Origin of the sequence: Cronobacter sakazakii (assembly GCF_000982825.1) — a bacterium.
GTDB lineage: Bacteria > Pseudomonadota > Gammaproteobacteria > Enterobacterales > Enterobacteriaceae > Cronobacter > Cronobacter sakazakii.
Genome location: NZ_CP011047.1, coordinates 3,662,005 through 3,677,651, shown reverse-complemented (window position 1 = coordinate 3,677,651; position 15,647 = coordinate 3,662,005). Strand labels below are relative to the sequence as shown.

General features: G+C 58.1%; 14 protein-coding genes. 6 read left to right on the top strand and 8 right to left on the bottom strand.

Annotated features, from left to right (window positions below; genetic code table 11):
• Window positions 1-93: 93 nt before the first annotated feature.
• The 5 genes from lolC to cobB are packed head-to-tail and all read left to right on the top strand — an operon-like array spanning window position 94 to window position 4,996.
• Window positions 94-1,293 carry a lipoprotein-releasing ABC transporter permease subunit LolC gene (gene lolC, locus CSK29544_RS17555; RefSeq protein ID WP_007898417.1) on the top strand — a complete coding sequence of 400 codons (1,200 nt, stop codon included), beginning with the start codon at window positions 94-96 and terminating at the stop codon, window positions 1,291-1,293.
• Window positions 1,286-1,990: a lipoprotein-releasing ABC transporter ATP-binding protein LolD gene (gene lolD, locus CSK29544_RS17550; RefSeq protein ID WP_004385171.1), complete on the top strand. Its 705-nt coding sequence runs from the start codon at window positions 1,286-1,288 to the stop codon at window positions 1,988-1,990. Before lolC ends, lolD begins: the two co-directional genes overlap by 8 nt.
• Window positions 1,990-3,234: a lipoprotein-releasing ABC transporter permease subunit LolE gene (lolE, locus tag CSK29544_RS17545; RefSeq protein WP_007898419.1), complete on the top strand. Its 1,245-nt coding sequence runs from the start codon at window positions 1,990-1,992 to the stop codon at window positions 3,232-3,234. Before lolD ends, lolE begins: the two co-directional genes overlap by 1 nt.
• 15 nt (window positions 3,235-3,249) lie before the next feature.
• Complete coding sequence (gene nagK, locus CSK29544_RS17540; protein ID WP_007898421.1) at window positions 3,250-4,170, top strand: N-acetylglucosamine kinase; 921 nt, start codon at window positions 3,250-3,252, stop codon at window positions 4,168-4,170.
• A gap of 1 nt (window position 4,171) precedes the next feature.
• On the top strand, window positions 4,172-4,996 hold the full coding sequence (cobB, locus tag CSK29544_RS17535; RefSeq protein WP_007866857.1) for a Sir2 family NAD+-dependent deacetylase: 825 nt from the start codon (window positions 4,172-4,174) through the stop codon (window positions 4,994-4,996).
• A 120-nt stretch (window positions 4,997-5,116) separates the two neighbouring features.
• Here cobB and potD read toward each other — a convergent pair whose 3' ends face one another.
• The 4 genes from potD to potA are packed head-to-tail and all read right to left on the bottom strand — an operon-like array spanning window position 5,117 to window position 8,958.
• Window positions 5,117-6,163: a spermidine/putrescine ABC transporter substrate-binding protein PotD gene (gene potD, locus CSK29544_RS17530; protein ID WP_007889855.1), complete on the bottom strand. Its 1,047-nt coding sequence runs from the start codon at window positions 6,161-6,163 to the stop codon at window positions 5,117-5,119.
• Window positions 6,160-6,972 carry a spermidine/putrescine ABC transporter permease PotC gene (potC, locus tag CSK29544_RS17525; protein WP_007866860.1) on the bottom strand — a complete coding sequence of 271 codons (813 nt, stop codon included), beginning with the start codon at window positions 6,970-6,972 and terminating at the stop codon, window positions 6,160-6,162. Before potC ends, potD begins: the two co-directional genes overlap by 4 nt.
• The gene (gene potB, locus CSK29544_RS17520; protein ID WP_007889853.1) at window positions 6,969-7,826 is read right to left on the bottom strand and encodes a spermidine/putrescine ABC transporter permease PotB; all 858 of its coding nucleotides are present in this window, start codon (window positions 7,824-7,826) and stop codon (window positions 6,969-6,971) included. The genes potC and potB overlap by 4 nt, the downstream gene beginning before the upstream one ends.
• Window positions 7,810-8,958, bottom strand: a complete 1,149-nt coding sequence (gene potA, locus CSK29544_RS17515; RefSeq protein ID WP_029039452.1) for a spermidine/putrescine ABC transporter ATP-binding protein PotA — start codon at window positions 8,956-8,958, stop codon at window positions 7,810-7,812. Before potA ends, potB begins: the two co-directional genes overlap by 17 nt.
• A 287-nt stretch (window positions 8,959-9,245) precedes the next feature.
• Between potA and pepT the strand changes: the two genes are divergently transcribed.
• A complete protein-coding gene (gene pepT / locus CSK29544_RS17510; RefSeq protein ID WP_029039453.1) occupies window positions 9,246-10,475 on the top strand; it encodes a peptidase T in 1,230 nt (409 codons plus the stop codon).
• A 293-nt stretch (window positions 10,476-10,768) separates the two neighbouring features.
• Here pepT and CSK29544_RS17505 read toward each other — a convergent pair whose 3' ends face one another.
• The 4 genes from CSK29544_RS17505 to purB all read right to left on the bottom strand — a co-directional run bounded on the left by CSK29544_RS17505 (window position 10,769) and on the right by purB (window position 15,642).
• Window positions 10,769-11,890: a ribosomal protein uL16 3-hydroxylase gene (locus CSK29544_RS17505; RefSeq protein ID WP_007889845.1), complete on the bottom strand. Its 1,122-nt coding sequence runs from the start codon at window positions 11,888-11,890 to the stop codon at window positions 10,769-10,771.
• Window positions 11,891-11,939: 49 nt separating this feature from the next.
• Window positions 11,940-13,445, bottom strand: a complete 1,506-nt coding sequence (phoQ, locus tag CSK29544_RS17500; RefSeq protein WP_029039454.1) for a two-component system sensor histidine kinase PhoQ — start codon at window positions 13,443-13,445, stop codon at window positions 11,940-11,942.
• Complete coding sequence (gene phoP / locus CSK29544_RS17495) at window positions 13,446-14,117, bottom strand: two-component system response regulator PhoP (protein WP_004387968.1); 672 nt, start codon at window positions 14,115-14,117, stop codon at window positions 13,446-13,448.
• A 154-nt stretch (window positions 14,118-14,271) separates the two neighbouring features.
• Complete coding sequence (gene purB, locus CSK29544_RS17490) at window positions 14,272-15,642, bottom strand: adenylosuccinate lyase (RefSeq protein ID WP_007901069.1); 1,371 nt, start codon at window positions 15,640-15,642, stop codon at window positions 14,272-14,274.
• Window positions 15,643-15,647: the final 5 nt, after the last annotated feature.

Below are 15,647 nucleotides of genomic sequence, written 5' to 3'. Positions count from 1 at the left end.
CCGGCGACAGAGTGGGTTAGTGGTTCCATAAATCAGATCTGGGCTTTATTATCGTTGATCACTTTGCATTAGCAACCGTACAAGACGGATTTCATGTATCAACCTGTCGCGTTATTTATCGGCCTGCGCTATATGCGCGGGCGTGCAGCAGACCGCTTCGGCCGTTTCGTCTCCTGGCTCTCCACTATCGGCATCACGCTCGGCGTGCTGGCGCTAGTGACCGTGCTCTCGGTGATGAATGGTTTCGAGCGAGAACTGCAAAACAACATTCTCGGGCTGATGCCGCAGGCGCTTATCAGTTCATCCAAAGGCTCTGTCAACCCGCAGCAACTGCCTGCCGACAGCCTCCACCTGCAGGGCGTTAACCGCATCGCGCCGCTGACCACCGGCGATGTGGTGCTGCAAAGCGTCCGCAGCGTGGCGGTCGGGGTGATGCTGGGGATTGACCCGGCGCAGCGCGACCCGCTGACGCCGTATCTGGTCAACGTCAACCAGCAGGATCTGGCCGCCGGGAAATACAACATCATTCTCGGCGAGCAGCTTGCGGGCCAGCTTGGCGTGAAACGCGGCGACCAGCTGCGCCTGATGGTGCCGTCCGCCAGTCAGTTCACGCCAATGGGCCGCCTGCCGAGCCAGCGTCTCTTCACCGTTATCGGCACTTTCGCCGCCAACAGCGAAGTGGATGGCTATCAGATGCTGGTCAATATTCAGGACGCTTCACGCCTGATGCGCTACCCGGCAGGAAATATCACCGGCTGGCGACTGTGGCTGAATGAGCCGCTGAAAGTGGATACGCTGAGCCAGCAGACGTTACCGCCCGGCACGCAGTGGCAGGACTGGCGCGAGCGTAAAGGCGAGCTGTTCCAGGCCGTGCGCATGGAGAAAAACATGATGGGCCTGCTGCTGAGCCTGATTGTCGCCGTCGCCGCGTTTAACATCATTACGTCGCTCGGGCTGATGGTGATGGAGAAGCAGGGCGAGGTGGCTATCCTGCAAACCCAGGGCCTGACGCGCCGTCAGATCATGGCGGTGTTTATGGTGCAGGGGGCAAGCGCGGGCGTTATCGGCGCGCTGTTTGGCGCGCTGCTCGGCGCGCTCCTTGCCAGCCAGTTGAATAATCTGATGCCGGTGATTGGCGCGTTCCTTGATGGCGCTGCGCTGCCAGTCGTTATCGAACCGTGGCAGGTCATCGGTATTGCGCTCTCGGCGATGGCCGTCGCGCTGTTGTCCACGCTTTATCCTTCCTGGCGCGCCGCCGCCACCGAACCCGCTGAGGCTTTACGTTATGAGTAATTCTGTGCTGTTACAGTGCGACAACCTGTGCAAACGCTACCAGGAAGGCAAAGTGCAAACGGATGTGTTGCACAACGTCAGCTTCAGCATCGACGCGGGCGAAATGATGGCGATTGTCGGCAGCTCCGGCTCCGGCAAAAGTACGCTCTTGCACCTGCTGGGCGGGCTGGATACGCCTACCTCCGGCGACGTAATTTTCAGCGGCCGGGCGCTAAGTACGCTCTCTTCTTCCGCCAAAGCGGAGCTGCGTAACCGCGAGCTCGGTTTTATTTACCAGTTCCACCATCTGCTTCCCGATTTCACCGCGATGGAAAACGTGGCGATGCCGTTATTAATCGGCAAAGCGCCGAAGGCCGAGACCGAGCGCCGGGCGCTCGCGATGCTGGACGCCGTGGGGCTCGCACACCGCAGCAGCCACCGTCCGTCTGAGCTTTCCGGCGGCGAGCGCCAGCGCGTCGCGATTGCTCGCGCGCTGGTGAATAATCCGCGTCTGGTGCTGGCGGATGAACCGACCGGTAACCTTGATGCCCGCAACGCCGACAGCATTTTCGACCTGCTCGGCGAGCTGAATAAAACCCAGGGCACCGCCTTTCTGGTGGTGACGCACGATCTGCTACTGGCGAAACGGCTGTCGCGCCAGCTGGAGATGCGCGACGGGCACCTGAACCCTGAGCTGACCCTGATGGGGAGGGCGTAATGGCTTCCCCGTTATCATTACTGATTGGTCTGCGCTTTAGCCGGGGACGCAGACGCAGCGGCATGGTGTCGCTTATCTCCGTTATTTCAACGATTGGCATCGCGCTTGGCGTGGCGGTGCTGATTGTGGGCTTAAGCGCCATGAACGGCTTTGAGCGCGAGCTGAACAATCGCATTCTGGCGGTCGTGCCGCATGGTGAAATCGAGCCGGTGGAGCAGCCGTGGCGCGGCTGGAAGGATGTTGTGACGCGCGTTGAGAAGGTCAACGGCATCGTCGCGGCGGCACCATACGTCAATTTTACCGGCCTGGTGGAGAGCGGGGCGAACCTGCGCGCCATTCAGGTGAAAGGCGTTGACCCGGCGCAGGAGCAGCGTTTAAGCGCGCTGCCGCATTATGTGCAGAACAACGCCTGGCAGAGTTTTCAGGCGGGCAAACAGCAAATCATTATCGGTAAAGGTGTTGCTGATGCGCTGAAAGTGAAGCAGGGCGACTGGCTCTCTATCATGATCCCGAATTCTGACGCTGACCATAAGCTGTTGCAGCCCAAACGCGTACGTTTGCAGGTAGCAGGTATTCTGCAACTGAGCGGCCAGCTCGATCACAGCTTTGCGATGGTGCCGCTGGCCGATGCGCAGGGCTATCTGAACCTCGGTGACAGTGTCACGGGCATCGCCATCAAGGTGAATGACGTCTTTAACGCGAATCAACTGGTGCGCGACGCGGGCCAGGTGACGGACGCCTATGTCTATATCAAAAGCTGGATCAACACCTATGGCTACATGTACCGCGATATCCAGATGATCCGCGCGATTATGTATCTGGCGATGGTGCTGGTGATTGGCGTCGCCTGCTTTAACATCGTCTCGACGCTGGTGATGGCGGTGAAAGATAAAAGCAGCGACATCGCGGTGCTGCGTACGCTCGGTGCGAAAGACGGGCTTATCCGTGCGATTTTCGTCTGGTACGGACTGCTCGCCGGGCTGCTCGGCTCGGTCAGCGGCGTGGTGGTGGGTGTGCTGGCCTCGTGGCAGCTCACGGCCATCATTCACGGGATTGAAAAACTGATCGGCCATCATTTCCTCTCCGGTGATATCTACTTTATCGACTTCCTGCCATCGGAGCTGCACGCGCTGGATGTGGTTTATGTGCTGCTGACGGCGCTGGTGCTGAGCCTGCTGGCGAGCTGGTATCCGGCACGGCGCGCGAGCCGCATCGATCCGGCGCGGGTACTGAGCGGACAATAATTCAGGGAGCGGCGGATGTATTACGGGTTTGACATTGGCGGCAGCAAAATCGCCCTCGGGGTATACGATGACGCGCGGCGTCTGCAATGGCAAACCCGCGTCGCGACGCCGCATGACCGCTACGAGAACTTTCTCGACGCCATCAGCGCGCTGGTGACAGAGGCCGACCGCCGCTTTGGCGGCGCGGGGCATGTCGGCGTTGGCATTCCCGGCATCCCGGAAACGGACGACGGCCTGCTGTATGCCGCCAATCTGCCCGCCGCCAGCGGCAGGGCGGTGAGGCGCGATCTCAGCGTGCGGCTCGGGCGCGACGTGCGTATCGATAACGACGCCAACTGTTTTGCGCTCTCCGAGGCCTGGGACGATGAGTTCAGCGCGTATCCTGTTGTGATGGGGCTTATTCTCGGCACTGGTGTCGGCGGCGGCGTGGTTGTTGATGGCAAACCGGTGACCGGACGCAGCTTTATCACGGGCGAATTCGGGCATATCCGGCTGCCGGTGGACGCGCTTGCGATCCTCGGGCGCGATATCCCACTCATCCGCTGCGGCTGCGGGCAACACGGCTGTATTGAGAATTATCTTTCCGGTCGGGGCTTTGCATGGCTTTGGCATCACTTCTACCATGAATCACTGGACGCGCCGCAAATCATTGGCCGCTGGCAGCAGGGTGACACGCAGGCGCAGGCGCATGTTGAGCGTTATACCGACCTGCTGGCGGCCTGTGTCGCGAGTCTGTTGACCGTGCTGGACCCGCATCTGGTGGTGCTCGGCGGCGGGCTGTCGGGGTTTTCGCATCTGACAACGACGCTTAGCGCGAAGCTGCCTGCGTATCTGCTGCCCGTGGCGAAAGTGCCGCGTATTGAGCAGGCGCGCCACGGCGACGCGGGCGGTATGCGCGGCGCGGCTTTTCTCCATCTCACACGCTCACGGAGTTGAAATGCAATCGCGTCGTCTGCACCGGCTGGGCCGGTTTCGAAGGAATAAACGTCGGCTGCGCGAGCGCTTGCGCCAGCGTATTTTTTTCCGGGACAGAATTATGACACCTGAAGTGATGAATAAACCTGTGGTAGTGGTCTTAACCGGGGCGGGGATCTCGGCGGAATCGGGCATTCGCACGTTCCGCGCCGCTGACGGCCTGTGGGAAGAGCATCGCGTGGAGGATGTGGCAACGCCGGAAGGGTTCGCGCGCAATCCGCAGCTGGTGCAGGAGTTTTATAACGCCCGGCGCCGCCAGCTACAGCAGCCGGAGATCAAGCCTAACGCGGCGCATCTGGCGCTGGCGCGGCTGGAAGAGGCGCTCGGCGACCGCTTTTTACTGGTCACCCAGAATATCGATAACCTGCACGAGCGCGCGGGCAGCAAAAATGTGGTGCATATGCATGGCGAATTGCTGAAAGTGCGCTGTTCGCAGAGCGGGCAGGTGCTGGAGTGGACGGGCGACGTGACGCCTGGCGATAAGTGCCACTGTTGCCAGTTCCCCGCGCCGCTGCGCCCGCACGTAGTGTGGTTCGGCGAGATGCCGCTCGGGATGGATCGTATTTATGAGGCACTCGCGCGCGCCGATGTGTTTATCGCCATCGGCACCTCCGGGCACGTTTATCCGGCCGCCGGATTCGTGCATGAAGCGAAGCTTCAGGGCGCGCATACCGTGGAGCTTAACCTGGAGCCAAGCCAGGTCGGCAGCGAGTTTGAAGAGAAGCATTACGGGCTGGCAAGCCAGGTGGTGCCGGAGTATGTCGAGAAGCTGTTGAAAGGGCTTTGACGGCAGGGGTGTCAGAGGGAAACGGCGGGTGCGCTTCGCTTACCCGCCCTACACAGAACATTAACCGATTTTCGTAGGGTGGGTAAGCGAAGCGCACCCACCTTTTCACCACAACGAAACTTACCGTCCCGCCTTTAACTTCTGATAATACGACTCGTAGATCGCGCTGGCGTCGCCGACGTCGTTCTGCCATTCGCCTTTCTTGATGGTGGCTTCGTCCGGATAGAGCGATTTATCCTCGGCTACCTCTTTCTTCAGAAGCTTACGGGCCGCCAGGTTTGGCGTCGGGTAACCGATGGTCTCTGCCACCTGTTTTGCCACATCCGGGCGCAGCAGGAAGTTAATCAGCTTATGCGCGCCTTCCACATTCTTCGCATTCGCCGGGATAGCGAGGCTGTCCATCCAGAAGATCCCGCCTTCTTTCGGCCAGACGACATCCAGCGGCGTGCCCGCCTGACGAGCGACCCACGCGGAGCCGTTCCACACCATACCGAGATTCACTTCGCCTTCCAGATACGGGTTCGCCGGGTTGTCGGAGTTAAACGCCGCCACGTTTGGCATCAGTTTTTTCAGCTCGTTATAGGCCGCTTCAATCTCTTTCGGATCGGTGGTATTGCCGGAAAGCCCGAGCTTACGCAGCGCCATCTGGAACACTTCGCGCGCATCGTCGGTCAACAGCAGGCTACCTTTGTATTCCGGCTTCCAGAGATCGGCCCAGGAGGTCACGCTTTTCGGATCGATGGCGTCGCTGTTCACGCCTATCGCCGTCGCGCCCCAGATGTAGGGAATGGAGTAGTCGTTATTCGGATCGAAAGGCTTATTCAGCATCGCCGGATCCAGATTGTGAAAATTCGACAGCTTGCTCTTGTCGATCTTCTGGATCATCCCTTCTTTGCGCATCTTGTCGACAAAGTAGGTGGACGGCACCACGAGATCGTAGGCGCCCTGCTGGTAGGTCTTCAGCTTGGCGTACATGGTTTCATTCGATTCATAGGTCGAATAGATAACCTTAATGCCCGTCTCCTTCGTGAACTGTTCAAGCAGGCCCGGCGGCACATACTCGGTCCAGTTGTAGAAATAGAGCGTGTTTTTATCATCAGCATGCGCGGCGCTCATGCCGAACGCCAGAGCACCCGCAGCAAGCAGGTGGCGTGACCATTTTTTCATTTTACGTCCCCTGGGTTTAAGGCCTGGCGAGGCAGGCTTTTCGTTTTATCGCGAAGCATCAGCTGGCTTGCCAGTACGAGAACCAGCGACAGCATCAGCAGAATGGTGGCGAGCGCGTTCACTTCCGGCGACACGCCCACTTTGACCATCGAGTAAATTTTCAGCGGCAGGATTTCATAGCCCGGCCCCGTCACGAACGACGACACCACCACGTCATCCATCGACAGCGTAAAGCTCAGCAGCCAGCCCGCCGCCACCGCCGGCATCGCCAGCGGCAGAATGATTTTGCGCAGAATCGTGATTTCACTGGCGCCCAGATCGCGCGCCGCTTCAAGCATTCGCACGTCAAAGCCTTTCAGCCGTGAATAGACGGTTACGACCACAAACGGCAGGCAGAAGGTGATGTGCGAAAACAGCAGCGACCAGAAGCCAAGCTGAATGCCCACCAGCATAAAGAGCACCAGCAGGGAAATCGCCATCACGATATCGGGCGACATCATCACCACAAACAGCATGCCGCTGACAAACGGTTTGCCGCGAAAACGGTAGCGGTAGAGCGCGACCGCCGTCAGCGCGCCGATCATAGTCGCGAACGTGGCGGAGAACACCGCCATCGTCAGCGAGTGTTGCGCGGCCTGTAACAGGCTGTCGTTGTTCATCAGCAGGCTGTACCAGTTAGTGGTAAAGCCCTGCCAGTTAATGCCGAAACGCGAGCTGTTGAACGAATTCACAATCAGGATCACGATCGGAATATAAAGATAAGCGTAAATGGCGGTCATAAAACCGCCGCGCAGCAGGCGACCGATCATTCCAGTTCCACCTTCTTGTTAAGCAGGCGCGCGGCGCGCCAGTACACCAGCAGCATCAGCCCCATTACCAGCGTCAGCGTAATGCTGGTGGCCGCGCCAAACGGCCAGTCGCGGATATTCAGGAACTGGCTCTTGATAACGTTGCCGATAAGCAGGTTTTTCGCGCCACCCATCAGATCGGAGACATAAAACAGCCCCATCGCGGGCAGCATTACCAGCAGACATCCGGCGATAATCCCCGACATCGTCAGCGGCAGAATGATGCGCACAAAGGTTTGCAGTTTGCTGGCCCCGAGATCTTTCGCGGCTTCGAGCAGCGGCTTATCGAGCTTCTCGATGCTGGAGTAGAGCGGCATCACCATAAACGGCAGCAGAATATAGACCAAGCCGATAATCACCGCCGATGGCGTGTACATAATGCGCATCGGGGTGTCGATGACGCCAAGCCACAGCAGAAACTCGTTCAGATAGCCGCGCGTGCTGAGAAACAGCTTCAGCCCGTAGATGCGGATAAGCGAGTTCGTCCAGAACGGGACTATCAGTAAAAACAGCAGCAGCGGGCGCACTTTCGCGGGCAGTTTCGCCAGAAACCACGCAAACGGGTAACCCAGCACCAGACACGCCAGAGTCGCCTGCAGCGCCATATTCAACGAGTGCAGCAGCACCTGAAAATAGAGCGGGTCGAGCAGGCGCGCGTAGTTATCCAGCGTAAAGACCAGGCTTACGAAATGCGCGTCGTCGCGGGTGAGAAAGCTGGTGGCGATGATCATCAGGTTGGGCAGAAAAACAAACAGCACCAGCCAGCCGACGATGGTGGCTATCACCACATTCTGGAATTTACGCGAGCTCTTCATCGGCCAGCACCACCTCCCAGCTCTCCACCCAGGTCACGGCCATTTTCTGATCGAGCGAGTGGTCAAAATCCGGGTCATCTTCGTTAAAGAATTCGCTGACCAGCACGATTTTGCCGTTTTCCAGCTCAACGACCGACTCCAGCGTCATGCCTTTATAGTTGCGCTCGCGCACAAAGCCTATCAGGCCGTCGGCCTCGCCGTCGCCGTTAATCTCTTCAACGCGCAGATCTTCCGGGCGCAGCAGGACGTTGAGTTTTTGGCCTGCCGTCACCGGAAAGGCGACATACAGCACGCATTCGCGGCCTTCCACATTTGCGCGCACGCGCTGCGCGTCGATACGCTCAAGGACGGTGGCGTCAAAGATATTGATCTCGCCGATAAAGCTCGCCACAAACAGGTTTTTGGGTTCTTCGTAGATTTCGCGCGGCGTGCCGTCCTGCTCGATGCGCCCGTCGCGCATCACCACGATGCGGTCAGACATCGTCAGCGCTTCTTCCTGATCGTGCGTCACGAACACAAACGTAATCCCCAGCTTGCGCTGCAGCGCTTTCAGCTCGTTCTGCATCTGTTTGCGCAGTTTATAGTCGAGCGCTGAGAGCGATTCATCAAGCAGCAGCAGGCGGGGTTTATTGACCACGGCGCGGGCGATCGCCACGCGTTGCTGCTGGCCGCCGGAAAGTTGATGCGGTTTGCGCTGGGCAAATTCCTCAAGCTGCACCATCTTTAAAGCATCCATCACGCGCGGCGTTATCTCAGCGGTGGGTGTTTTTTGCATCCGCAGGCCAAACGCGACGTTCTCAAACACCGTCATATGCGGAAACAGGGCGTAGCTCTGGAAAACGGTATTGACGTGGCGATGCTCGGCGGGAACGTCGGTGATGTCCTGTGCATCGAGCGTGATCCGCCCGGCGTCGGCGTTCTCAAGGCCTGCGATAAGGCGCAGCACGGTGGTTTTACCGCAGCCGGAGGGGCCGAGGAGCGTGAGGAATTCACCATGATTGATGGTCAGTGAGAAATCAGAAATGACGGTTTTACCATCAAAGCTTTTCCCGATATCCGCCAGTTGCAGAAGCGGGGAAAGCGAGCGCGGCTGTGTATTCAATTTTTTGACTCTGTCCCGTAAAAAACGCATCAAGACGAAACCGGATGCGGGGTTTGTGATGAACCACCTTTGGGTCTGGCACGTGATAAGGGCAGGCATTCTACGGCAAACCATTGAAATCGCCAATGCCACAGACGCTTTCTTGCCGGTTTCGCGTGGTTTTCCACGTTTTCTGTCACGTCAGGCGCATGAAGAAGGAGATACCCCCTTTTTCCCCGCAGGATTATTCCTCTTCGCCGGGCGAAAGGTGACCTGAAACAATATTTGTCTTTTAATGCTTAATGATAATAACGTCACAAAATAACAGGGGTGAGAACATGGATAAATTACTCGAACGTTTCCTGCAATATGTCACTATGGATACCCAGTCACGGGCCGGGGTGAAGCATGTTCCCAGCACCGAAAGCCAGTGGAAGCTGTTAAACCTGCTTAAGAACCAGATGGAAGAACTGGGCATGGTTAACGTGTCGCTAAGCGAACACGGCACGTTGATGGGCACGCTGCCCGCCAACGTAGATAAACCCGTCCCGCCCATCGGATTCATTTCTCATGTCGATACCTCGCCAGATTTCACCGCCAAAAACGTGAACCCGCAAATCGTTGAAAACTACCGCGGCGGGGATATCGCGCTCGGCACCGGCGAAGAGATCCTCTCACCGGTGATGTTTCCGGTGCTCCATCAGTTGCTCGGCCACACGCTTATCACCACCGACGGCAAAACGCTGTTAGGCGCGGATGATAAAGCGGGTGTCGCAGAGATCATGACCGCCATGGCGACGCTTTCGCAGAAAAACATTCCCCACGGCGATATTCGCGTGGCCTTTACGCCGGATGAAGAGGTGGGCAAGGGGGCGAAGTATTTTGACGTTGAAGCGTTTGATGCGCGCTGGGCGTACACCATGGACGGCAGCGGTATCGGCGAGCTGGAGTATGAGAATTTTAACGCGGCCTCGGTGACCATCAAAATTGTTGGCAACAACGTGCACCCCGGCAGCGCCAAAGGCGTGATGGTGAACGCGCTGTCGCTCGCCGCGCGCATTCACGCGCTGGTGCCCGCCGACGAAAGCCCGGAGTGCACCGAAGGCTACGAGGGGTTTTACCATCTGCACACCATGAAAGGCTCGGTGGATCGTGCCGAGATGCATTACATCATCCGCGATTTCGACCGCGAGAATTTCGAAGCGCGCAAACGCCGTATGATGGATATCGCGAAACAGGTCGGTAAGGGGCTGCACCCGGATTGTTATATTGAGCTGGCCATCGAGGACAGCTATTACAATATGAGCGAGAAGGTGGCGGAGCATCCGCATATCATCGAGATTGCGCGCCAGGCGATTGTCGATTGCGGCATGGAGCCGCAGTTAAAGCCGATTCGCGGCGGCACCGACGGTGCGCAGCTGTCGTTTATGGGGCTGCCGTGCCCGAACATTTTCACCGGCGGGTACAATTATCACGGCAAACATGAGTTTGCGACGCTGGAAGGAATGGAAAAAGCGGTGCAGGTGATTGTGCGTATCGCCGAATTAACCGCGCAGCGGAAGGCGTAAAGGCGCAAAAGGCGTAAAAGAGGCGGGTGCGCTGCGCTTACCCGCCCTACAAATTCAGGGATCATTTATGTAGGGTGGGTAAGCGGAGCGCACCCACCATTCACATCAAACCGTTCACGTTATGTCGTAGGGTGGGTAAGCGGAGCGCACCCACCATTGACATCAAACCCATCGCGTTATGTCGTAGGGTGGGTAAGCGAAGCGCACCCACCATTGACATCAAACCCTTCGAGTTATGTCGTAGGGTGGGTAAGCGAAGCGCACCCACCGCGATACCCGCGATAACCGACGCCTTACTCCGCAAAATACCAGTACCCGCTGTTTACCAGCGCGGCCAGCATTGCCAGGAATGACGGGTCTTCCAGCGCCTCGCCGAACATCGCCTCATTCAGCACCACTTCATTGGCCAACTGATGCAGCGCCGGGCGGTGCGGTGAGTCAATCTTCTCGCCGTTTACGAACACCTCATCGCCAATACGCAACACGCGCAAACCGCCGAGACGTACCAGCGTATCACCCTGTTTCAGCGCATCGTAAATTTCATCCGGCTGGTACGGCGGCTCCGGCGGCGACACATCCAGCTCGTGACGCGACTGGGTGATAAACTCACCAAACCATTCGTTGAAATTATCCGGGTCGCGGATGAGATCCAGCATCATGTCGCGCAGCTTTTCGACTTCCGCAGGCACAATGTCTGCAGGACATTCGCGTGCGGGCACATCCGGATCGCTGTAACGATGGCTGCCGAGCTCACGCTGCAACACATAATCGGCGAACCCGCTGATAAGCTCGCGACCGCTCGGTGCGCGAAAGCCCACGGAATAGTTCATCGAGTTTTCCAGCGAATAGCCTTCGTGCGGGAATCCCGGCGGAATATAGAGGATATCGCCGGGCTCCAGCTCTTCGTCGATCAGCGCTTCAAACGGCGCGACCTGCAGCAGATCCGGGTGCGGGCAGTGCTGTTTCATCGGCACTTTTTCGCCGACGCGCCAGCGGCGACGGCCAACGCCCTGGATAATAAACACATCGTATTGATCAAGATGCGGGCCAACGCCGCCGCCTGGCACCGAAAAGGAGATCATCAGATCGTCAATACGCCAGTCCGGCAGGGCGCGGAACGGGCGCATCAGCGCGGCGCTCGGCTCGTGCCAGTTATTCACCGCCTGCACCAGCAGCGACCAGTTGGTTTCGCCTAAATGATCGTAGCTCTGGAACGGGCCGTGGCTCACGTCCCATTTGCCGTCCTGATGACTGACCAGGCGGCTGTCCACCTCGTTCTCCATCGCAAGACCGGCCAGTTCGTCCGGGGAGAGCGGGTCGACAAAATTCTTAATGCCGCGCTTTAACACCACCGGGCGTTTTTGCCAGTAGCGTTCAATGAAATCGGGCCAGTTTATCTCTACGTGGTAGTCCATATTGTATTCCGCAGGCTCTGAAGATGAGTCGGATTATAACGGACGCGCGTCACTCTGCGTGGTTGTCTGACAGGTTTTTTCGAAGCGTTGCGGAAGATTCGCCCACCGGCGGCTGCTGACGGGCGAAAATCACTTCCATGCGTGCGCCGCCAAGCGCGCTGGTGCTGGTGAGGATCTGCCCGCTATATTGCTCCACCACTTCACGGGCGACCGACAGCCCAACGCCCTGGCCCGGGCGCAGCGTATCGGCCCGCTGACCGCGATCAAACACCAGCGCGCGTTTGCTTTCAGGAATACCGGGGCCATCATCTTCCACCACCAGGTGCAGCGTGTCATCCGCCACCCGCGCGGTCACTTCGACAAACTCCAGGCAATATTTACAGGCGTTATCCAGCACGTTGCCCATCACTTCGAGAAAATCGTTTTTCTCGCCGATAAAGACAATTTCCGGCGAAATATCGAGCGTAATGCTGACGCCTTTGCGCTGGTAGACCTTATTCAGCGCCGAGGTGAGGTTATCCAGGAGAGACGCCACCGGGTGCAGCTCGCGGCTCAGCAGCATATTGCCGCTGCGCATACTGGCGCGATGCAAATAGTAGCCTATCTGCTGTGAAATACGGCTTATCTGCTCAAGCATCACCGGCTCGGCCTGTTCCACATCCGTTTTGCCGGTGCGCAACGATCGCAGCGTGCTCTGGAGCACCGACAGCGGCGTTTTCAAACTGTGGGTGAGATCGGTGAGCGTTGTGCGGTATTTCTCGTAGCGCTCGCGCTCGCTTTTCAGCAGGCGGTTGAGGTTATGGACGAGGCTCGTCAGTTCGCGGGTGGTGTAAGGGTTCAGCTGTTCACGATGGTGCTCTTCCAGCTCGCGCACTTCGCGCGCCAGCGCTTCTATGGGGCGCAGGCTCCACCAGGCGGCGAGCCACAGGAGCGGGATCACCAGCAGCAGATTCGCCGCCAGCACATAGATAAACCAGTTCCAGACGCTCCACGAGCTTTTCAGCTCGTCAGGAATGGTGTCTACCACCACGACCGTCAGCGCGGGCATATTGGTGGTTGCCGGATAGACATTGACCGCGACCGAGTGCGTGGTTTCGTCGTTTTTATCCGGGTCGTAATCATTAAGCCGCTTTTGCAGCGCCCGGTTTGCGCCAAGCAGCAGGCGCGAATCGCTAAAGCGCGTCTCCAGCTCGTGAAAACCGTTCGCGTTGAGCCACTCAGGGCGAATCGCCTTCATCAGGCGCGGCACATCGCGCTGCGACCAGAGCAGTTTGCCTTTTTCGTTATAGATAAAGGTCAGCGTCGGGCTCTGCCTGTCGATATGGTCGGGGATCTCAACGGTCAGTTTGCCGTTTTCGAAACGGGCAAGGGTATAGAAGAGATTGCTCTCACCGCGCAGCAGTCTGAAGGTGGTTTTATCGAAACTGACGCTGTAACCCACCAGCGCCACCACGCCGTAGGCGAGCGAGAGCACCAGCACCACCGCCGCGGTCGCGAGTAAAAAGCGTACCCGCAACGAGAGCGGGAGAAAGTGGCGCAGGACGTTTTTTTTCATTTAGCGTAGATCGAACCGGTAACCCTGGCCGCGCACTGTCGTGATCGCTTCGCCCGGGTATTCCGCCTGGATTTTTTTACGCAGACGGCCCATCAGCACGTCAATGGTGTGGCTTTCGCGAAGCTCCGCATCCGGGTAGAGCTGGAGCATCAGCGAGTCTTTGCTGACAACCTTGCCCGCGTTACGGATAAGCGTTTCCATAATGGTGTATTCGAAGGCGGTCAGGCGGATCAGATTGTCGTTGATGGTCACTTCCCGGCGCGAGAGATCCACCACGAACGGCGGCATAGAGATCACCTGCGAAGCGAGCCCGCTGTTGCGGCGCAAAAGCGCCTGCATTCTCGCCACCACTTCTTCGATGTGAAACGGCTTGGTGACGTAATCATCGGCACCGGCGCCCAGCACTTCGACTTTATCCTGCCAGCCCTCACGGGCGGTGAGTACAAGAACAGGCAGCGTGATCTCACTGGCGCGCCAGCGACGGATCAGGCTCAGACCGTCTTCATCCGGCAGACCCAGATCGACAATCGCCACGTCCGGCAGGTGTTCATTCAGGTAATAATCCGCTTCTTTGGCATCTTCCGCCGCATCCACCTGATGGCCAAGCTCCGAGAGCTGCACTTTCAGGTGATGCCGCAGTAAGGCGTTATCCTCGACGACCAGCACGCGCATCCGGGGTCCCCTTATCCATCAAATATATAAATAGTTTAACGCCAATTATTACTGAAAGGGCATAAACATTGGATAAACCAGCGAGGCATCAACAGGCGGGCGGAAAAGGCGAGGGGAGAAGGCAGCGCGCCACCCGCAGGTGGCGCGCAGAGGCTTATTTCAGGTCATCAACCATCTGGATGGCGCGGCCGATGTAATTGGCCGGCGTCATCGCTTTCAGACGGGTTTTTTCGTCTTCCGGCAGTTCAAGGCTGTCGATGAACTGCTTCATGCCTTCGGCGTCAACGCGTTTACCGCGGGTCAGCTCTTTGAGCTTCTCATACGGCTTCTCAATGCCGTAGCGGCGCATCACGGTCTGAATCGGCTCGGCCAGCACTTCCCAGTTGTTGTCGAGCTCAGCCAGCAGGCGATCGCGGTTCACTTCCAGCTTGCTCACGCCTTTCAGCGTCGACTGATACGCGATGAGCGAATAACCGACGCCGACGCCCAGGTTACGCAGAACGGTGGAGTCGGTGAGGTCGCGCTGCCAGCGGGAGACCGGCAGTTTGCTCGCCAGATGTTGCAGCACGGCGTTCGCAAGCCCCAGGTTGCCTTCGGAGTTTTCGAAGTCGATCGGGTTGACCTTGTGCGGCATGGTGGAAGAGCCGATTTCGCCAGCGATGGTTTTCTGTTTGAAATGGTTCAGCGCAATGTAACCCCAGACGTCACGGTCGAAGTCGATAAGGATGGTATTAAAGCGCGCCATGCAGTCGAACAGCTCAGCGATATAGTCGTGCGGCTCAATCTGGGTGGTGTACGGGTTCCACTGGATGCCGAGCGAGGTCACAAACTCCTCGCTGAACTGGTGCCAGTCCACTTCCGGGTACGCCGCGATGTGGGCGTTATAGTTGCCGACCGCGCCGTTGATTTTACCGAGGATCTCGACCTGCTGGAGCTGACGGTACTGACGCTCCATCCGGTACGCGACGTTCGCCATCTCTTTGCCCATGGTGGACGGCGTGGCTGGCTGGCCGTGCGTGCGGGAGAGCAGCGGGATATCACGGTACTGGTGCGCCAGATCTTTCACTGCGTCAATAATGTTGCGCCAGAACGGCAGGATCACCTCTTCGCGCGCGGTGGAGAGCATCAGCGCGTGGGAGAGGTTGTTGATGTCCTCTGAGGTACAGGCGAAGTGGATAAACTCAGACACCGCGTGCAGCGCCGGAACGTCAGCCACCTTTTCCTTCAGGAAATACTCAACCGCTTTGACGTCGTGGTTGGTGGTGCGCTCGATGGTCTTAATGCGCGCCGCGTCTTCTTCGCTAAAGCCTGCGACAATCGCATCGAGGAAATCGTTTGCGTTTTTGTCAAAAGCAGGAACTTCCTTGATCGCTGCGTGTGCGGCCAGCTTTTGCAGCCAGCGTACTTCAACCTGTACGCGGAATTTCAGCAGGCCAAATTCGCTGAAAATGGCGCGCAGCGCGCTGACTTTGTCGCCGTAGCGTCCATCAACGGGGGAAACGGCGGTCAGTGAGGATAATTCCATCAGTC